This is a genomic window from Moorena sp. SIOASIH (assembly GCF_010671925.1).
In the GTDB taxonomy this organism is placed as follows: Bacteria; Cyanobacteriota; Cyanobacteriia; order Cyanobacteriales; family Coleofasciculaceae; genus Moorena.
In genome coordinates this window covers 1,393,929-1,412,488 of sequence record NZ_JAAHIH010000002.1, presented here as the reverse complement: position 1 = coordinate 1,412,488, position 18,560 = coordinate 1,393,929, and the positions used below count along the sequence as shown (strand labels likewise).

At 44.7% G+C, this 18,560-nt stretch carries 20 protein-coding genes; 11 read left to right on the top strand and 9 right to left on the bottom strand.

Annotation, left to right across the window (positions count from 1 at the left end; translation table 11 throughout):
• Positions 1-28: 28 nt before the first annotated feature.
• Together F6J90_RS13865 and F6J90_RS13860 are read left to right on the top strand one after the other, a co-directional pair.
• A complete protein-coding gene (locus F6J90_RS13865; protein ID WP_293094164.1) occupies positions 29-412 on the top strand; it encodes a hypothetical protein in 384 nt (127 codons plus the stop codon).
• Positions 309-2,798: a CHAT domain-containing protein gene (locus F6J90_RS13860; protein WP_293094883.1), complete on the top strand. Its 2,490-nt coding sequence runs from the start codon at positions 309-311 to the stop codon at positions 2,796-2,798. Before F6J90_RS13865 ends, F6J90_RS13860 begins: the two co-directional genes overlap by 104 nt.
• Here the strand turns inward: F6J90_RS13860 and F6J90_RS13855 are convergent.
• Entirely contained in the window at positions 2,759-2,962 is a 204-nt protein-coding gene (locus F6J90_RS13855; protein ID WP_293094161.1) for a hypothetical protein, read from the bottom strand. The two genes, F6J90_RS13860 and F6J90_RS13855, sit on opposite strands and share 40 nt — an antisense overlap.
• Before the next feature lie 96 nt (positions 2,963-3,058).
• Positions 3,059-3,238: a hypothetical protein gene (locus tag F6J90_RS13850; RefSeq protein ID WP_293094159.1), complete on the bottom strand. Its 180-nt coding sequence runs from the start codon at positions 3,236-3,238 to the stop codon at positions 3,059-3,061.
• A gap of 105 nt (positions 3,239-3,343) precedes the next feature.
• On the opposite strand from F6J90_RS13850, the gene F6J90_RS13845 reads away from it, so the two are divergent.
• From F6J90_RS13845 to F6J90_RS13835, 3 genes are all read left to right on the top strand, one after another.
• A complete protein-coding gene (locus F6J90_RS13845; RefSeq protein ID WP_293094157.1) occupies positions 3,344-3,760 on the top strand; it encodes a helix-turn-helix domain-containing protein in 417 nt (138 codons plus the stop codon).
• 193 nt (positions 3,761-3,953) lie between these two features.
• Entirely contained in the window at positions 3,954-4,091 is a 138-nt protein-coding gene (locus F6J90_RS13840) for a hypothetical protein (protein ID WP_293094155.1), read from the top strand.
• A gap of 108 nt (positions 4,092-4,199) precedes the next feature.
• Positions 4,200-7,019 carry an S-layer family protein gene (locus tag F6J90_RS13835; protein ID WP_293094152.1) on the top strand — a complete coding sequence of 940 codons (2,820 nt, stop codon included), beginning with the start codon at positions 4,200-4,202 and terminating at the stop codon, positions 7,017-7,019.
• A gap of 182 nt (positions 7,020-7,201) precedes the next feature.
• Here F6J90_RS13835 and F6J90_RS13830 read toward each other — a convergent pair whose 3' ends face one another.
• The 4 genes from F6J90_RS13830 to F6J90_RS13815 all read right to left on the bottom strand — a co-directional run bounded on the left by F6J90_RS13830 (position 7,202) and on the right by F6J90_RS13815 (position 10,130).
• The gene (locus F6J90_RS13830) at positions 7,202-7,507 is read right to left on the bottom strand and encodes a helix-turn-helix domain-containing protein (protein WP_293094149.1); all 306 of its coding nucleotides are present in this window, start codon (positions 7,505-7,507) and stop codon (positions 7,202-7,204) included.
• Positions 7,504-7,668 (bottom strand): hypothetical protein, encoded by a 165-nt coding sequence (locus F6J90_RS13825; protein ID WP_293094147.1) that lies wholly within the window; start codon positions 7,666-7,668, stop codon positions 7,504-7,506. The genes F6J90_RS13830 and F6J90_RS13825 overlap by 4 nt, the downstream gene beginning before the upstream one ends.
• A 656-nt stretch (positions 7,669-8,324) precedes the next feature.
• Positions 8,325-9,593 carry a DUF2808 domain-containing protein gene (locus F6J90_RS13820; protein WP_293094143.1) on the bottom strand — a complete coding sequence of 423 codons (1,269 nt, stop codon included), beginning with the start codon at positions 9,591-9,593 and terminating at the stop codon, positions 8,325-8,327.
• Between the two features lie 12 nt (positions 9,594-9,605).
• A complete protein-coding gene (locus F6J90_RS13815) occupies positions 9,606-10,130 on the bottom strand; it encodes a COP23 domain-containing protein (protein WP_293094141.1) in 525 nt (174 codons plus the stop codon).
• Positions 10,131-10,338: 208 nt separating this feature from the next.
• Here F6J90_RS13815 and F6J90_RS13810 point away from each other — a divergent pair, with 208 nt between their 5' ends.
• Complete coding sequence (locus F6J90_RS13810; RefSeq protein WP_293094138.1) at positions 10,339-10,476, top strand: hypothetical protein; 138 nt, start codon at positions 10,339-10,341, stop codon at positions 10,474-10,476.
• Between the two features lie 12 nt (positions 10,477-10,488).
• Here the strand turns inward: F6J90_RS13810 and F6J90_RS13805 are convergent, their stop codons facing one another.
• A complete protein-coding gene (locus F6J90_RS13805) occupies positions 10,489-11,604 on the bottom strand; it encodes an S-(hydroxymethyl)glutathione dehydrogenase/class III alcohol dehydrogenase (protein WP_366513764.1) in 1,116 nt (371 codons plus the stop codon).
• A 52-nt stretch (positions 11,605-11,656) separates the two neighbouring features.
• Here F6J90_RS13805 and F6J90_RS13800 point away from each other — a divergent pair, with 52 nt between their 5' ends.
• From F6J90_RS13800 to F6J90_RS13785, 4 genes are all read left to right on the top strand, one after another.
• A complete protein-coding gene (locus tag F6J90_RS13800; protein WP_293094132.1) occupies positions 11,657-11,824 on the top strand; it encodes a hypothetical protein in 168 nt (55 codons plus the stop codon).
• Between the two features lie 2 nt (positions 11,825-11,826).
• Positions 11,827-11,967, top strand: coding sequence for a hypothetical protein (locus F6J90_RS13795; protein WP_293094129.1), 141 nt, complete (start codon positions 11,827-11,829; stop codon positions 11,965-11,967).
• A 40-nt stretch (positions 11,968-12,007) separates the two neighbouring features.
• Positions 12,008-12,796, top strand: coding sequence for a type I methionyl aminopeptidase (gene map, locus F6J90_RS13790; protein ID WP_293094127.1), 789 nt, complete (start codon positions 12,008-12,010; stop codon positions 12,794-12,796).
• 203 nt (positions 12,797-12,999) lie between these two features.
• Positions 13,000-15,174 (top strand): S-layer homology domain-containing protein, encoded by a 2,175-nt coding sequence (locus F6J90_RS13785; RefSeq protein ID WP_293094125.1) that lies wholly within the window; start codon positions 13,000-13,002, stop codon positions 15,172-15,174.
• Positions 15,175-15,535: 361 nt separating this feature from the next.
• Here the strand turns inward: F6J90_RS13785 and F6J90_RS13780 are convergent, their stop codons facing one another.
• Together F6J90_RS13780 and F6J90_RS13775 are read right to left on the bottom strand one after the other, a co-directional pair.
• Complete coding sequence (locus tag F6J90_RS13780) at positions 15,536-15,733, bottom strand: hypothetical protein (RefSeq protein WP_293094122.1); 198 nt, start codon at positions 15,731-15,733, stop codon at positions 15,536-15,538.
• A gap of 629 nt (positions 15,734-16,362) precedes the next feature.
• On the bottom strand, positions 16,363-16,635 hold the full coding sequence (locus F6J90_RS13775; RefSeq protein WP_293094119.1) for a hypothetical protein: 273 nt from the start codon (positions 16,633-16,635) through the stop codon (positions 16,363-16,365).
• A gap of 585 nt (positions 16,636-17,220) precedes the next feature.
• On the opposite strand from F6J90_RS13775, the gene F6J90_RS13770 reads away from it, so the two are divergent.
• Positions 17,221-18,471, top strand: coding sequence for a PEP-CTERM sorting domain-containing protein (locus tag F6J90_RS13770; RefSeq protein ID WP_293094116.1), 1,251 nt, complete (start codon positions 17,221-17,223; stop codon positions 18,469-18,471).
• Positions 18,472-18,560 lie beyond the last annotated feature (89 nt).

Below are 18,560 nucleotides of genomic sequence, written 5' to 3'. Positions count from 1 at the left end.
ATAGGGAACAGTAATATAGAATTTTTATTTGAGTTGTGAACATACTCTGTTAAAGAAAGGCAAGAGGCAAGAGGCAAGAGGCAAGAGGCAAGAGGCAAGAGTTAATCAACTATTCTTACTATTCCCTATTCCCTATTCCCTATTCCCAGATCCGCTGTTCCCTGTTCCCTTAATTAATTATTATGAAAAAACTATCATTTCTAATTGCGATCTCATTAACGTGCTTCCTGCCATCCGGGGAAGCCTTATCAAATTCTGTTGTGATCACAGCCAATTCCCGATTCCCGATTCCCGATTCCCGATTCCCGATTCCCGATTCCCGATTCCCGATTCCCGATTCCCGATTCCCGATTCCCGATTCCCGATTCCCGATTCCCGATTCTCCAGAACAACAAGCCCAACACCTCTATGAAACAGGTCAATATCAAGAGGCGATACCGTTGTTGGAGCAAATTATTAGTAACTACACCGATAGTGGGGACATTGTTGGTCAGATTAATTCCTTAGTGAATCTAGCTTTAGTTTATCAAAATTTGGGAGACATAGACCAAGCATTAGAAACAATATCCCAGAGTTTTAGCAGACTATCAAAACTTCCCAATACCAAAGAACGTCAACAATTACAAGCCCAAATACTAGAAGTACAAGGACAAGTATACTTATCTCTAGGTCAGGCCGAAAAAGCCTTATCTACTTGGCAGCAAACTAGTGCTATCTACCAAGATATCGGAGACTTAAATAGATTAACAGAAAGTCAGATTTACCAAGTTCAAGCCTTACGAATATTAGGGTTGTATAATCAAGCCACTAAAACCTTAACTCAAATCAAGGAAAATCTCCAAGACCAACCCGATAGCCAACTCAAAAGTACAGCCCTCCAATATCTAGGTGATGTGCTGCGCCGAGTGGGAAAATTCAAAGACTCTAAAGCAATTTTACAACAAAGTTTAGCCATAGCGGAAAACTTACCAGATCAGACCTTGATTGCTGAAAATCTGCTCAGTTTAGGAGATACAGCTAGATTAAAAGGGGAAACAGAAGACGCTTTGGATTTGTATCAACGGGTTGTGGAGGAATCTCCCTTACCCCATCTGAAGATTCAGGGACAATTAAATCAACTGAGTGTATTGATAGCTACACAAGAGTGGTCAGAAGCCAGAGCGTTATTGCCAGCTATCGACTATACCTTCACTAAATTATCTCCCAGTAAAACCGCAATCAATGCTAGAATTAAGCTAGGCAAAACCCTATTAAAAGCTAAAAACTCACAACTCACAACTCCCAACTCCCTGGCTACTTATCTCGCTGATGCCATTAAGCTAGCTAGGAATTTAGGAGATAAAAGAGCGGAAGCTGAAGCCATTGGTAACTTGGGAACCTTATACGAATACAATCAACGTCTTGATGAATCCCAAGACTTGACCGAAAAAGCCTTACTCATTGCTCAAGAAATCCAGGCTCCGGATTTAGCCTATCAATGGCAATGGCAACTAGGAAGAATCCTCAACCTCAAACAGGATAAAAAAAGCGCGATCGCCGCCTATTCTCAATCAGTCAAAACCCTCCAATCTATCCGTAGCGACCTAGTCGCGATTAGTAGCGATATTCAGTTTGGGTTTCGAGAGAGGGTTGAACCAGTCTACCGAGAATTAGTAGCACTACTCCTGGAACCGAATGCATCTCAAGAAAACCTCAAAAAAGCACGAGATGTGATTGAATCCCTACAACTAGCAGAACTAGACAACTTTTTTCAGGATGCCTGTTTAGATGCCAAACCAGTTAATATCGACGAAATTGACCCCAACGCCGCTATTTTCTATACTATTATCTTGCCAGACCGCCTAGAAGTAATTGTCACCTTGCCCGGACAACCTCTGCGCCAGATCACCACTAACTTACCCAAAACAGAAATAGAAGAACAACTGGCTTCGGTAAAGAGAAATATTACTAGCCCATGGCGAGTTCTGAGAAAGAAAAACTTACAAAAAATACACGACTGGTTAATCAGTCCGATTCAAGCCGAACTAGCCAACAGTAACATCCTCACCCTAGTATTTATCCCCGATGGGGCTCTGCGCAATATTCCTATGTCCGTGCTTTATGATGGGGAACGCTATTCCATTGAGAAATATAGTATTGCAGTAGCGCCTAGTTTACAATTAATCGACTCTCAAGCAAATGTCAGACAAAACTTTTCGGTTCTAACTGCTGGAGTGACGGAAGTTCGTCCCCATCGTCCCAATTTAGGAGCACTTCCTGGGGTGAAGGTGGAATTAGAGAATATCAACTCCGAAGTTCCCTCATTGATTTTACTCAATGAATCCTTTACTGAATCCAACTTCAATACAGAAGTTAATACCTCTGGTTACGAAATCGTTCATCTCGCCACTCATGGTGAATTTAGTTCAGTAGCTGAAGAAACCTTTCTCCTGACCTGGGACGAGGTAATCAATATCAATGAGTTAAATAGTCTGATCTCAGCCGATCAAAAGCAAAAAAATCCCATCGAATTACTCGTCCTCAGTGCTTGTCAGACAGCGGCAGGAGACTCCCGAGCGGCGTTGGGATTGGCTGGCATAGCCGTGCGTGGGGGGGCACGCAGTACCCTTGCCAGTCTCTGGTCTGTAAACGATCTAGCCACTGCAGAGCTAATGACTCGCTTCTACCAGAGGTTAGCCACAGGCAAGGTTACTAAGGCTGAAGCTCTGGGACAAGCTCAACAGAAGCTGTTGCAGACGCAGGAATTTAATCACCCGTTTTACTGGTCGGCTTTTATTTTGCTGGGAAATTGGTTGTGAGGAGTAGGGAGTAGGGAGTAGGGAGTAGGGAGTAGGGAGTAGGGAACAGGGAACAGGCAAAAGGCAAGAGGCAAGAGGCAAGAGGCAAGAGACAATAGGCATGCTAGACCCACCCCTAACCCCTCCCAGGAGGGGAAGGCAAGAGGCAATAGGCATGCTAGCAATAGGCAAAAGCTACCCCACACCCCATTAGTGCGTCAGTGCAATAGTTTTTCTGACCCTTCTTACCACCCTTGCAACCTTTGTAGCCCTTACCACTTTTACCACCCTCTGGCTAGAGATGGCGGTAATGCAATAGTTTTTCTAACCCTTCTTTCCACGCTTACCACATTTACCACACTTTCCATGCTTACCATCCACCCTCTGGCTAGAGATGGCGGTAATGCAATAGTTTTTTCAACCCCTCTTTCCACGCTTACCACATTTACCACACTTGCCACCCTCTACCCAGGGATGGCGGTAATGCAACAGTTTTTCTAACCCCTTGCATCTTCTAATAACTTGTGTTAATATAACAGTATCGCTAAAGCAATGGTTTATCCGCCATGATGATTTCTACCGCTCAAGCCGCTGAATTACTAGGTGTTTCTGCCACTCGTGTCCGTTTCCTTTTGAGTAAGGGCAGAGTTAAAGGGGCTTATAAAGTCGGTAGAACTTGGGTGATTCCTTTGTTTGATGGCATGCCGGTGGTCACCCCTGGTACTCGCGGACCAAAGCGGAACTGGTCAAAGCGCAGAGAGTACACTAAAGCTGTGATTCACGTTAATCAGAGGGTAATTCGCAACAATCTCAAGACCGGGGAGCGCAATCCTGTGATTACGGTAAAGCGGGGTTCTAACAATATTTATGGTCATACGGTGGAAGTCAATGGCCCCTGTCGGGTGATGTATCGCCCGGATAATCCATTACATTGTGGGGCTAGGGTGTGGATTGAGACGATTTCTGATTTTAAGGTGAGCTAAGCATTCAGCTTGTAGGGTGGGCAAAAACAGTTTGCTTGTTTTGATTCGTCACGAAATGATGACTTTGCCCACCCTACTCGACTAAGCATTCAGGGATCAGCTTGTAGGGTGGGCAAAAACAGTTTGGTTCTTTTGATTCGTCACGAAATGATGACTTTGCCCACCCTACTCGACTAAGCATTCAGGGATCAGCTTGTATAGCAATCCGTGTAGGACTTGTGAGAATTTTTGTTCCCTGTTCCCTTTTCCCTACTCTCTACTCCCTGTTCCCTGTTCCCTTTTCCCTTTTCCCTTTGCTATAGGGTGGGCAAAAAGAGTTTGGTGGTTTTGATTCGTCACTAAATGGTTTTTGCCCACCCTACTTAACCTAATAAAACTTAACATAATCAAAGGGTATTTTATGAAATAATCCGAGAGATTGGGAGCTCTATTGATTAACATGAAACCTAGAATTGACCGACTTGTGGCAGCAAGTCCCTTTGTTCTGTGTTCTCTACTGGGTGCAACTACTGCATTAGGTCAAATCACCCCAGATAATACCTTGGGGAATGAAAGCTCTGTAGTAACGCCCAATGTCAATGTTAACGGAGACCTAGCGGATTTGATAGAAGGTGGGGCGATTAGAGACAGTAATCTCTTCCACAGCTTTTCGGATTTTAATGTGGCTGAGTTCGGGCGAGTTTATTTTGGCTTACCTGCTGGAGTTGCCAACATCCTGAGTCGAGTAACTGGAGCAAATGTTTCCAATATTTTGGGGACTCTGGGAGTGTTGGGTAATGCTAACTTGTTTGTGATCAATCCAAACGGTATTTTCTTCGGTCCCAATAGCAGACTAGAGCTGGGAGGCTCATTTTTTGGGAGTACTGCTGATAGTGTGTTGTTTGACAATGGTTTTCAATTCAGCGCCACCAACCCAGATGCTCCACCTCTGTTAACGATTAAGGGGCCTCTTGGTTTGCAATATGGAGAACACTCAGGCAGTATTAGGGCACAAGGAATTAGTGGTGTCCAGAGTTTCTTTCAAGGACTAGGGCTAAGAGTGCAACCGGGTAAAACGTTAGCTCTTGTAGGAAGCGATATTACCTTAGAAGGATTTTTTCTAGAAGCGCGAGGTGGTCGGATTGAACTGGGTAGCGTTGCTGGTCCGGGTATGGTAAGTTTGACACCAAAGGGGCAAGGTTGGGTTTTGGGATACGAAGGTATTGAGAACTTTCGGGATATCGGAATACTGAGGTCTTTTATCAGTACTAGCGTTGAAGAAGAAAATGACCTGGCTGCCCAAGACAACGACGGAGCAATTTCCATCCGGGGTTCACAGTTAGATATGGGTGGAACCTCTGTCGTTAGAGCAAACACATTCACGTCATTACCCGGTGGAGATATAACCATCGATGTTCGTCAGTTGACCCTTAGGGATGGAGCAAACCTATCAAGTAGTGCTTTTAAAGAGGGAAAGGCGGGAAACGTGACTGTGAATGCTTCTGAGTCTGTGAAAGTTATTGATGGGTTGATTCGATCTCGATTTCCTAGCAGCCTCTCTGCTTCCACTGATGGTGCGGGAGATGGGGGAGCAATACTGATTAACACTGACTTTTTTTTACTTCAGAATGGAGGACAAGTTGCTACTAGTACTAGTGGTGGAGGAAACGCAGGAAACTTGACTGTGAATGCCTCTGAAGTTCAAGTAATTGGTGGTCAGTTGCCTAGCGCCTTGAATACTCAAGTTAATCCAAATGGAACAGGAAAAGCTGGAAATTTAAGTATTACTACTGGGAAGTTACTTGTTCAAGATGGAGGACAAGTTAGCGCTAGCACTTTTGGTGATGGGAACGGAGGAAGCTTAACTGTGAACGCCTCTGAAGTTCAAGTAATTGGTCCTGAGTTTCCCAGCAGATTATCTACTCAAACTATTCGGACAGGGAAAGCCGGAGATTTGAACATTACAACCGGGCAGTTACTTATTCAAGATGGAGCACAAGTGAGCGCTGGCACTTTTGGTGATGGAGATGGAGGAACCTTGAGTGTGAATGCCTCTGAAGTTCAAGTAATTGGTAGATCAGCCGATGGTAATTCTCCTAGCGGCTTGATTGTTGCAGCTAGTCAAAGGTCAAAAGGAAATGCGGGAAATTTAAACCTTACCACTGGAGTGTTACTTGTTCAAGATGGAGCAAGAGTTTTAGCTAGCACTTTTGGTGATGGGGACGGAGGAACCTTGAGTGTAGATGCCACTGAATCTGTTCAAGTGATTGGTACCTCAACTGATGGTAAGTTTCCCAGCGGCTTGTCTACTGAAACTCAAGGCACAGGAAATGCGGGAGATTTGAACATTACCACTAGGGAGTTACTTGTTGAAGATGGAGCAGAAGTTTCAGCTAGAAGCTTTAGACAGGGGAGGAGAGCAGGCGACCTAGTGATTAATGCTAACTCTATCTTCCTTAACAACGATGGAATTATCACAGCAGAAACAGCAGGAGAGCAAGGCAACATTAACCTATTTTCCAGTGACATTCGACTTCGCAACCAAAGCAACATTACAACCGATGCCGAGAACGCCACTGGCGGCAATATAAACATTCATACTGACACCTTAGTAGGTCTGGAAAATAGCGACATCACTGCCAATGCCCTAGAAGGCCCAGGAGGTAGTGTTACTATTACTGCCGAAGGCATCTTTGGCTTAGAGTTTCGAGACCGTCTAACTCCAGAAAATGACATCACCGCCACCTCCAACCTTGGCTCATCCTTCAGCGGTGAAGTAATACTCAACACCCCAGAGGTAGACCCGACCTCAGGCTTAACGGAATTGCCAGGAAGCCCGGTAGATGCAGAAGCGATCCTGGCCAATGACCTTTGTGGCTTTGAGAATAATCGGATTGCTGGAGGGAGTTCCTTTACCATTACCGGAAAAGGAGGTTTACCACCGACTCCAGAGGATTCAGTGATTAATACCGACAGAACAGTGAGCTGGAGAAGTCGTCCTGGGTTAGCCAGCACCAGACAAGCATTACAGCAGCAACCCAAGGCCTTTGGCCACGCTACGCGAACAGTGAGACGCCCTCAACCTCCCCAGGAAAAAAAAGTGATTATCGAAGCCCAAGGCTGGGTCAGAGCAAAGGATGGCACAATTATTCTGACGGCGCAACCGTTTAGGGGTACTCCTGTTGAGCAGATATTGCCCCATCTTGATTGTCATTCGGGAGTCGGGAGTCGGGAGTCGGGAATAGGGAGTAGGGAACAGGGAACAGGGAACAGGGAATAGGGAACAGGGACATCAAAAAATTGTCATTTTTAATTGCGATGCTCTTTCAGAGCCGCTACGCGATCGCATTAAACTAGACCAAACCTAGACCAAGCTAAGCGCGTTCTCAAAGTCCCCCTTTTTAAGGGGGACCAACGGGGGTACCCTTTGTATCTAATGGCAAATAGAATCGCTATATACCATTACTGATCCTGCTTTGGGGGACACAGGACATTCCGCAGTTCTTCAGGAATCTCCTCAAAATGCTCCAGAAGAAAATCCATCAGACCCAGATGGCGCAAGTCCGATGGTTGAGGCCGCAGATAATTAGAGCCTCGGCTAAACCACCGTGCCACCGTCTCCACCGAACGAGAGCAAATCATTGCCATCATTGATTGAGTAACTTGCCACTTGCCGTAGAATGCCCTGGGTGTCATCCTCAGTTGGCAGGAGCTGTACTGTTTAATCAGTTCTTGCTGTGCCTCAGTCAGAGGAAGAGGTTTTTTCATGTTTCTACCTCCAGGGCTAGCAGTGCTGTTGACTTTGGCAACTGATCAAGCAATTCAGTGATGCCAAAATCCCCCATAGCGTGCTGGTATCGCTCCAGATCGGGGTTGGCACAGCTTGGTAAGGGCTGTGTATGTGGATCTTTTTTGTTGTAATTTGTCATGATAGTAAGTGGTCTTCTGCGAACGAAGAGCCAGTGGCAGACCCAGCCGGGCAAAGCATCGGGTCTGCCATCTACCTCTTGAGCTTCTGAGCTCCGAGTTGGTTATAGTCAGTTCTGGTCTTATTGCTATATCCAACTATTTATGATATTATAATAAGTTTGGGCATTTGTCAAGGTTGCCTATAAAAATTTTATAATTTTATCATGTGCGGATAATTATTGATAAAAAACTTTCTCCGTTGAAACCTTACTTCTTTACTTCTGCCTTCTGCCCTGTGCCTTCGATTTGGGTAGAGTGTAAGTATTCAACCGGACATGATATTAGACATTGAAGCTTGGAGGTTGGAGAAGGAAGTTTTTAAGCGATCGCTAATAAACAGGGGAAGTCTGATGGGTTAAGCTTTGCGCTTCACGTCAGCATTCAGCATTCAGCTATCAGCTATCAGCTAATGGGCTAGGCGCACCCTACTGTTCGCGCAGCGTGCGCCTAGCGCAATCGCTGCTATCAGCTAATGGGCTAGGCGCACGCTACTTGAGGTACCAAAGGCCAGGCTAAGGGAATGGCTACGCTACTGTTCGCGCAGCGTGCGCCTAGCGCAATCGGTGCTTTTGAATAAAATAAGCTGACCGCTGATAGCTGACCGCTGAATACTTATCTATCGCGAACGATAGAAATGAAATCGTGCTACTCCCAGTGATAAACCACGAGCATCTTTACCTGGGGGAAAAACGTTTACTCTTAATAAATAAACCCCACTCCTGCGAGGGGTAAATACCGGACGCAAACCAATAGTAACGGTTTTTCCCGGGGATATTGGCGGGTCAAAGGTTACGGTAATGGTTCGTTCTTCGCGATCCGCAGCTACTAAACCCAGAGATACCTTTTCTCCTCTGTTGTCTCGGGTCCCTTCAAAGGCTCTGGTCTCATCAATGTGGTATCGTTCCAGAAAGTCTACCCCCTGCCGTTGGTCAAGGGTAATCTGTTGCAAGGGTGATCCCGCACCTTCTGGTAAGCTAATGGTGAAATAGTAGGTCGCTCCGCGTACATAAGTGATCTTTTGAGTAGTGACTGCTTCAACTAAATAGGGCGTCTCTCTGAAATGCTTTTTCTGGGAGCGTCCTGTCTCACTAATCCCTGGCACAGGATTATTAGTAGAATTATTACTAGAATTATTACTAGAATTATTACTAGAATTATTACTAGAATTGTCTGGTAAACTAATATTGGTTTTTCCGGCTAAAGCTAAAAAGGTGTTGATGGGAATGCCTAGGTTAAACCCGGTCTTGTCGTGAATTGTTTCATAATCTGGCAGATAAACTTCTCGTCCCTCCGCTTGTCCATGAATGCCAATAATATTACCTTTTTGGTTCAAAACCGGACCACCACTCATACCGCTGCGGGTAATATTGGTATAAATTAACTGATAGCCTGCCGGTAATGGTTTTTCGGGCAACGCCGCAATAGTCCCATCAACAAATCTAAAGATATTGTCTGTGATCGGTGGTTCAGGATGAGACCAGCCTCCGATATAAATACTCTTGCCCAATTGGAGTTGGTCAGAATTACCAAACTCAGCAACGTTGTAGTTTTGGTTGCTGGTAAATTCAACAATTGCTAGATCGACATCGGGGAGTTGTTTAACATTGCTGTAATCCACCCCATACTGTTGGTTATCAGGGCCGATAATATTATATTCATCTTCTCTGGGAACCACATGCTTGGCCGTGAGCACAGAGTAAGTATTGCCTTCTTTGCCAATAATCACCCCTGAGCCAGGATTTTGACCATCAATCAATACAGTGACCTGTTGCGCTATCGATGCGATCGCTTCCTGATTTAATTCAGCCACCACCACTGGAGACTGCACTCCCAAAATGGTGGCTACACTAATCAACGCTGCCGATAGTCCCTGGGCAAAGTTCATCTTTCCCTCTCGCTACCTAGAATACTCTCCATTCAAATACTTTTCCAGATCGACGTAGATGGGGGTACCTGTTTCATTAATCGGACCAGAAGAGGGGACGCGGATCCGAAAAATCCGTTGCAAGCCCACTCTTGGTTTCTCAGAGTTAATCGGAAATAATCTAACTTGGCAAGGATCCTGATCACCCTCTGCGAGACAGGCGACTGTTTGTTGATTCATATTGCCTGTGGTGATGTAATTCAATTCACCCCTGTTGTAGTAAGTCTGGAATTTGTCAGATACTTCTTCACACAACTCCTGGGGAGTAGAATCCGACTGTCCTAAGTCTGAGGAATTCCACAAAACCATCGGTACCTCTCCCCGGGAGGTTTTGGCAATGGTTGCAGGTACGCCATCACTGCTGCTGCAGAAAAACGTTCTATCTTGAGGATAACTAGTTTGAGCATAACTTGGTTGAGCATAACTTACTTGAGCAGTGATGACGGTGGGTAAAAATGCGATCGCACTAAATAAGGGAATATAAGATAGCCTCTTCATCTCCTAAACAGCAATAGCCATAGATATAATCTAGACCTGTTGTGAACTAGAAATGTTTCCAGGTGCTATCAGCTATCAGCTATCAGCCATCAGCTATTATTTATTAGCTATCACTTATCAGCTTATGCGCTACGCGCACGCTAGGCGAACAGCTTTCAGCCCAAGAAGGCCAACGGCTGACCCCTGACCACTGACCGCTGACCGCTGAATGGTGAGCTATGAACTAACCTTCAACCAACTAACCTTCAACCTTCAACTAAATAACCAACTAACCTTCAACCAACTAACCTTCAACCCACTAACCTTCAACCCACTAACCTTCAACCCACTAACCTTCAACCTCTGAATGAACCTTTAACTATCCAAACGTCACCACACTACGAATCGACTCACCCTGATGCATCAAATCGAAGGCATCATTAATTTTTTCTAAGGGCATGACATGGGTAATCATATCATCAATATTAATCTTACCTTCCATATACCAATCTACGATTTTAGGAACATCCGTGCGTCCTCTAGCTCCCCCAAAAGCTGTACCTCGCCAGACCCGTCCAGTCACCAGTTGAAAAGGTCGAGTATTGATTTCTTCTCCAGCACCTGCAACACCAATAATAATAGATTCACCCCAACCTTTGTGGCAACATTCTAGGGCTTGGCGCATCACCTTAACATTACCAATACACTCGAAACTATAATCAGCGCCCCCTTTGGTTAAATCAATAATGTAAGGGACTAAATCTCCTTCTATTTCATTAGGATTGACAAAATCCGTCATCCCGAATTTTTCAGCAAGTTCTTGTTTGTTGGGATTAATATCAACACCTACAATTTGGCTAGCACCCACCATTCTTGCGCCTTGGAGCACATTCAAACCAATTCCCCCGAGTCCAAATACCACGACTCTCGAACCTGGTTGAACTTTAGCGGTATTGATCACAGCACCAATACCGGTTGTAACTCCGCAACCGATGTAACAAACTTTATCAAACGGAGCATCTTTCCGAATTTTTGCTACTGCGATTTCTGGCAGTACGGTATAGTTAGCAAAGGTGGATGTCCCCATGTAATGATGGAGCATTTTGCCATCAACAGAGAAGCGACTGCTACCATCGGGCATCAAACCACGTCCTTGGGTATTCCGAATCGCCTGACAGAGATTGGTTTTACCACTTAAGCAGTATTCACACTGACGGCACTCAGGGATATATAGGGGAATCACATGGTCTCCTACCTGGACGCTAGTCACCCCTTCACCGACCTCAACCACTACACCTGCTCCCTCATGTCCTAGAATGGCTGGGAATAGTCCTTCTGGATCTGCGCCAGACAGGGTATAGGCATCAGTATGGCATACTCCGGTTGCTTTAATTTCCACCATCACCTCACCCGCCTTAGGTTCGGCTACCTGAACCGTTTCAATGGATAACGGTTTGCCTGCTTCAAAAGCTACTGCAGCTTTGATCTCCACAATCAACTCCTACTTGCTCCTATCAACTGACCTATTCTATTGAAAAATTAAGGCTTTGGATAGCAAGCAAAAGACGAGGTACACAGGATTTTTCCCTGATCCGAGTTCCCGATTCCCGATTCCCGATTCCCGATTCCCGTTCCCCTCCTGGGAGGGGTTAGGGGTGGGTTCCGATTCCCGATTCCCGATTCCCGATTCCCGTTCCCCTCCTGGGAGGGGTTAGGGGTGGGTTCCGATTCCCGATTCCCGATTCCCGATTCCCGATTCCCTAAAATCCACAATATACCTCACCTATTGGTCTCACACAGACCAGCGTTAATCAGAGATCATATTATTGTACAATTAAAAAAACAACAAATAGTATAATTTTTCCCAGGTTTTGGGGTAATTGACGGAATAAAAACTCATGGCAGCTGAAAGAATTGTGCTCTTATCCAGTAGAGAAATAGCTAAAATGCGTCTTGCTGGACGCTTAGCCACTGCACTGTTAAACCATTTAGAACCCATGGTTAAGCCAGGGGTAAGCACCCTAGAGATTAATGATGAAGCTGAGCGCTGGACAAAAGAGCATGGGGCAATCAGTGCTCCCTTAGGCTACCAGGGCTTTCCTAAATCTATCTGTACCAGTATCAATGAAGTTGTCTGTCACGGTATCCCTAACGGTAAGCAAATCCTTAAAGATGGGGACATCATTAATATTGACGTAACACCAAAGGTGGATGGATATCACGGGGATACCTCTAGAACCTTTTTTGTTGGTACCCCCTCACCCCTAGCAAAAAAGCTGGTGGAAGTTACTGAAGAATGTATGATGCGGGGCATTGCTGAGGTCAAACCAGGAGCAAGGATTGGTGATATTGGTGCTGCTATCCAAGAGTATGCCGAGTCCAACGGTTTTTCGGTAGTGCGAGACTTTGTTGGACACGGGATTAGCAAAATTTTCCATACAGCTCCCCAAATTCCTCACTATGGCACCCGAGGGAAAGGAAAGCGCCTCCGGGCTGGGATGGTTTTCACTATCGAGCCCATGATTAACGAAGGTACCCACGAAGTGGAGATATTAGCTGATAAGTGGACAGCTGTAACAAGCGATCGCAAACTTTCTGCCCAATTTGAACACACTATAGTTGTCACCGCTGACGGTGTAGAGATTCTCACCTTGCCAGAACAAGAAATCCAGAGTAAATCTGCTTAAGTCTCAATGGACATTTACTGAAAATCGAGCTTAAACTGTGAGATATAAGCAATAAAAGCAGGCACACTATCTAGGTAACAATTCTTAAGAGTATTTCTAAAGAAAGTTAGCCTCCTGCTCAGGAAATTAGCAAGTGGTGAACCCTATGATGGGTGACACCTCCGTTTTGCTGTGTTCTTAAGCGTTTTGGGTAATCCTAAATTATGGCAACTCTATACGTCAATCCAGCTACTGGAAGTGATAGCGCTGATGGTAGCGAATCTGCGCCCTTTAAAACTATTACCAAAGCATTCGATTCAGCTGGATCAGGTGACGAGATTCAACTAAAACCTGGTACTTATAGTACCACTAGTGGTGAAACCTTTCCGCTGAAAGCTCCCTCCGGTGTAAAAATTATAGGCGATGAAGCAAACAAAGGCAAGGACATCTTAATTGAAGGCAACGGGTTGTTCAACACTCGTTTCGGTGGTGGTCAAAACGTGACCCTTATCCTAGCTAAGGATACCGAACTCAGGGGAGTCACTATCACTAATCGGGTTGCCCGAGGCACTGGTGCCTGGATTGAGTCTGGTAGCCCTGTAGTAGCTAATTGTACCTTCAAAGAGTGCAATCGTGAAGGGGTTAATGTCACAGGTGAGGCGGCACCAGAAATTAAAAATAATGATTTCATTGGTAGTGATATCGAGGGTCAAGGGATATCGATTACCAGGGATGCCAAAGGGAACATCCAAGGGAATACCTGTAAAAAAATGGGTAATGGCATTGCTGTTGATAATAATGCAGCGCCCAGGCTGGTCGAGAACCAAACCTCTGAAAACATCTTTGGGATAGTGGTTTCTGGGGACGCTCGACCGATACTGCGTAAGAATCGGATTGAAAACAACGAAAGATTTGGTCTGTCAGTTGCTGGCAATGGTTTTCCCGATTTGGGAACCACAGCAGAGCCAGGGGAAAACATACTGGTTAACAACGGTGAGTTTGATTTAAAAAATTTCACCACGGTTGAGCTGAAATCAGTGGGCAATTTTTTAGTTGCCTCAAAAGCCAGTGGTCCGGTTTCAATTCAGGATGCGATCGCTGAAGTGCCTGATCCTGTTGACCCACCTGATCCTGTTGACCCACCTGATCCTGTTGACCCACCTGATCCTGTTGACCCACCTGATCCTGTTGACCCACCTGATCCTGTTGACCCACCTGATTCAACTAAAAAGTTAACTGATATTGCTGGTCATTGGGCAGAGGATTTCATCGAGGGATTGTACAGTAAAGGGTACATTAGTGGCTTTACTGATGGCAGCTTTAAGCCAAACCAAACCATGACCCGTGCTGAATATGCGGCCTTGTTGGTCAACGCTTTCAATCCTTCAGCTGAAAGGGATGCCAAGGATTTCAGTGATGTTCCTTCCACTTATTGGGCTTACGAAAAGATTAAACAAGCCTATCGTGGTGGATTCCTCTCTGGCTACCCTGGGGGGACATTCAAACCCACAGACAAAGTCCAGCGTGCCCAAATAATTGTTTCACTGGTGAATGGGTTAGACTTAACGGCTGCTAGTCCCAATGCCTTACAAGCCTACGATGACAGCGGGTCCATTCCTACCTACGCCATTGAGGCTGTCAAAACCGCAACCAAAAAAGAAATTATCGTAAATCACAGCAATCTCAGGCAACTCAACCCCACTCGCAATGCTACCCGTGCTGAAGTAGCTGCGATGGTTTATCAAGCCTTGGTGGATGCTGGAACAGTCAGCGCTATTAATAATCAATATATTGTTAAATTTGACGGCGACGGGATACCCACATTCGCAGACATTCAAGACCACTGGGCGAAAGAGTTTATTCAGGGATTGTTGGCAGAAGGTATGATTTCAGGTGTTGACAACACTAACTTTAAACCTGATGATAAAATCAACCGTGCTCAATATGCGGCCTTGATTAGCAAAGCGTTCAACCCTCCAGCAATAAGGGATGCTAAGGAATTCAAAGATGTCGGTGATGGGTCTTGGGCTAAGGATGCAATTCAAAAAGCCTATCGCGGTGGATTCCTGTCTGGTTACAATAATGGCAACTTCGGACAAGCCGATAATGTCAAGCGAGCGGATGTGATTGTTTCCTTGGTGAATGGCTTAGGTTTAAACGAATCAGATCCCAATGCTTTGGATCTCTATGATGACAAAGGAGATATTCCCAGCTATGCCACAGATCAAGTAATAACCGCTACTAAAAAACTGATTGTGGTCAATTCCCCTGACCAGAGGAAACTCAATCCCGTGCGTGAGGCCACTCGTGGTGAGGTAGCTGCGATGGTTTATCAGGCTTTGCTGGATCAGGGCACACTAACTGCTGCTGTGAATAGTGAGTACATTGTCATTGGTTGATTTATGGTTTGGATCTGACCGGGGTTAGATCAACTAAATCTTTCTGAAAACATTGGTAGCCTGCTGAGTGCAGGCTTTTTTTGTATAGCGCCATAATTATCAGCTATCAGCTATCAGCGTGTCGCGTATCAGCTATCAGCGTGTCGCGTATCAGCTATCAGCGTGTCGCGTATCAGCTATCAGCTATCAGCGTGTCGCGTATCAGCTATCAGCTATCAGCCGTTGCCTTTTGGCTGATGGCTGACCGCTGACGGCTGAATGCTTAAGTTACCCTAATCCCTAATACCCTTACCATAAAACCTATAAATTTTGAGGAATTATCGAAGTTATCCTCAACTAAGGATGTCAGGAATATCTCCTTTTATAAGCCAGTAGTTACTGCTATTGGTGAAGATTCTATAACTCTGATAACAGGAAGACTCTCAAAATCCTCCAACATCATTCCTTTGCAGCCTGTAAAAACAAAAGGATTGGGGCCATTGATGTTTGTGGGTAAAGTGAGTTCTATTTTACTTGGCTCAACTGGCATATCACTCACATTAAGATCCGTAATCTCCATGGTTAAAACCTCCTGAAATTAATTAAAAAATTTGGTTGCCCCTCAAGTATTATGGAAAAATTAACCAATTATCAGCCAGATTGGCGAAAGGTTTTAACTTCTAGCCAATCTGGCTAGATATCTAAATTTTAGTAATTACTATAGTAGCTATAGTGCTTCTCACACCAATCAATTTTAAGGGCGTAAACCGTGCGCCCTTAACCATTTTAATTAGGCCATTTAAACCACTAGATTCGGTGATTGTTACAAAATTACTTGACCTAATAAGATAGGAAATATAAAAATTTAAACCAGTGTTATCTTATTTAGATTTTTCTGCTTATTTCAGTTAGCGTTCGCGTAGCGTGGCCAACGGCCAATCGCTTCTTTTTTTTAAAACTATCATCAGGTAAGTTAAAATACCTGTTAATTCAGTTAATTTGAGTTTAAATGACTATGACAAATTATCCCAATATACAAAACTACTTTTGATTAGTAGGATGATTATGTTTAAGGTTCTAGATTATAGGTTTTGCTAAATTTATTGGTATCATTTTGCTACTGCCCCCAGTATACCGCAATTTTGAGGGACTTTGGGAGTTTCGTTCTCCCCAAAGTTGGGGAGTTAGGGGGCAAAATTCTACCAATAGTTAGTAGCAACCCCGGGGAGGATTAGGCAAGCCGACTTGATTGGGAAGACTAGGCGAGCCTGATTGAGGTTCGATGGTTTCGATTGTTATTAAGATCGATTGTTGTTTAGTCGCAACATTGAAGAACCTCCCATCACGATAATCATCTTCTGGACGATCAAGGTAAAGGTTATTTATATCTATGTCTTGGTTGAATGTTGTCTCAAAAGGCAATTCGCTATTATCGAAAATACTTATGGCATCACTGACTAATTTCCTCGAATCAACACTCATGCTTAAAACCTCCTGAAATTAACTAAAAAAATCGGTTGTGCATTTTTGACAATACTATCCTAATTCATTTTTTAGTTTCTGGTAATTTAATTTAATTATTGGTTTCTTAAAAAGAATGAAAATTCTCTTATGATTTACAAGTATTATCGAATAATTTACCAATTATCAGCCAGATTTGCTAAAGGTTTTAATTTATCGCCAATCTGGCCAGATAGCTGAAATTAAATCGTTAATAATAGGATGAGTTTTATAATTTATTTGAGATAAATTATTCGATAATTTACCAGTTTGTTTAACTTGGTTTAGTCAGTGAACTAACCGTCAGCTATCAGCCGTTGGCCGTAGGCCACGCTACGGGAACAGCTGTCAGCCGTCAGCAATTTGGGTAGCGCATTAGCTGATAGCTGATAGCTGAATACTTACCTATAGAATTTCTCATAGATAGTAAGCATCTACAGGATTTTTTCCCTCTTGCCTCTTGCCTCTTGCCTCTTGCCTCTTGCCTACTCCCTACTCCCTACTCCCTGTTCCCTATTCCCTATTTAAGAATTGCTATATACCTATTAACCTAGAAAGACATTAACCATGACTAAGACAATTTTTCCAACACTAATTTACTTCACAGTTGGCATCCCCTTGTGGGTACTAAACAGCCAAACTCCAGCAACTGCTACTGTCTTTTTCCAAGGCTTAGGAGATTTACCTGGAAGTATCTTTAGCAGTGATAGTTCTGCCGTATCAGCAGATGGCTCAGTTGTAGTAGGAGCCAGTTTTAGTGGTAATGGTTTAGAAGGAGAAGCGTTCCGTTGGACAAAAGAAACGGGCATCGTTGGACTCGGAGACCTTCCCGGTGGTCCTTTTGTCAGTGCCGCCTTTGATGTATCTGGAGATGGTTCTATTGTTGTCGGTGCTAGCTTTAGCGCTGCTAGTTCGTCATCTACAGTAATACCACCAACTGAAGCATTCCGCTGGACAGCAGAAACTGGCATTGTAGGATTGGGAGACTTACCAGGAGGCGGCTTTAGCAGTTTTGCATCCGGTATATCCAGCGATGGCTCTGTGATAGTTGGAAACAGCAATGGTCCGTCAGGCACGGAAGCATTTCGCTGGACAGCGGAAACCGGACTAGTGGGATTAGGAGACTTACCAGAAGGCGGGTTTAGTAGTCAAGCTGTCAGAGCATCAGCAGATGGCTCGGTCATTGTAGGTGGTGGCATTAGTGACTCAGGCATAGAAGGATTTCGCTGGACAGCAGAAACCGGAGTAGTCGGATTAGGAGACTTACCAGGAGGAGCATTTTTCAGTAGAGCAGCAGATGTATCCGCTGATGGCTCAGTGATTGTGGGCAGAAGCGCTAGTGCTAACTCCAGGGGTAGTGGTCAAATTGGTAACTTTAGCGGTACAGAAGCCTTTGTGTGGACTGAGGAAACCGGTATTGTAGGACTCTCGGATTTGCCAGGGGGAGCGTTCTTTAGTAGAGCCTTCGGCGTGTCAGGAGATGGTTCGATTGTCGTCGGACAAAGTGAGGGATTCCGGGGTCAAGAACCATTTATCTGGGATCGGGTCAATGGTATGCGCCCCCTGCTGGATCTATTGACCAATGACTTAGGATTGGATTTGACCGGCTGGACTAATTTGGTAGCCCAAGACATTTCCGATGACAACTCCACGGTGATTGGGTTTGGCATCAATCCAGATGGCAACACAGAAGGGTGGATAGCACGACTGACTCCAGCATCAGTTACAGTCCCGGAACGGAGTTCAGTTTTTAGTCAATTAGCTGTTATCGGTGTGATCAGTGTAGCATCAGCACTTAAGCGGAAACTGAAGCGCTAACAATTGTTAGACTTTAAGTATAAGTAGGGAACAGGAAATGTAAGCTATCAGCTATCAGCTATCAGCTATCAGCTAAAGGCTGACAGCTG

Bases quoted from the DNA above. Each gene is read 5' to 3' on its own strand.
- F6J90_RS13845 (WP_293094157.1), top strand. From the start codon at position 3,344: ATGATGATTTCTACCGCTCAAGCCGCTGAATTACTAGGTGTTTCTGCC.
- F6J90_RS13835 (WP_293094152.1), top strand. From the start codon at position 4,200: ATGAAACCTAGAATTGACCGACTTGTGGCAGCAAGTCCCTTTGTTCTG.
- F6J90_RS13830 (WP_293094149.1), bottom strand. From the start codon at position 7,507: ATGAAAAAACCTCTTCCTCTGACTGAGGCACAGCAAGAACTGATTAAA.
- F6J90_RS13825 (WP_293094147.1), bottom strand. From the start codon at position 7,668: ATGACAAATTACAACAAAAAAGATCCACATACACAGCCCTTACCAAGC.
- F6J90_RS13820 (WP_293094143.1), bottom strand. From the start codon at position 9,593: ATGAACTTTGCCCAGGGACTATCGGCAGCGTTGATTAGTGTAGCCACC.
- F6J90_RS13815 (WP_293094141.1), bottom strand. From the start codon at position 10,130: ATGAAGAGGCTATCTTATATTCCCTTATTTAGTGCGATCGCATTTTTA.
- F6J90_RS13810 (WP_293094138.1), top strand. From the start codon at position 10,339: ATGGTGAGCTATGAACTAACCTTCAACCAACTAACCTTCAACCTTCAA.
- map (WP_293094127.1), top strand. From the start codon at position 12,008: ATGGCAGCTGAAAGAATTGTGCTCTTATCCAGTAGAGAAATAGCTAAA.
- F6J90_RS13785 (WP_293094125.1), top strand. From the start codon at position 13,000: ATGGCAACTCTATACGTCAATCCAGCTACTGGAAGTGATAGCGCTGAT.
- F6J90_RS13780 (WP_293094122.1), bottom strand. From the start codon at position 15,733: ATGGAGATTACGGATCTTAATGTGAGTGATATGCCAGTTGAGCCAAGT.
- F6J90_RS13775 (WP_293094119.1), bottom strand. From the start codon at position 16,635: ATGAGTGTTGATTCGAGGAAATTAGTCAGTGATGCCATAAGTATTTTC.
- F6J90_RS13770 (WP_293094116.1), top strand. From the start codon at position 17,221: ATGACTAAGACAATTTTTCCAACACTAATTTACTTCACAGTTGGCATC.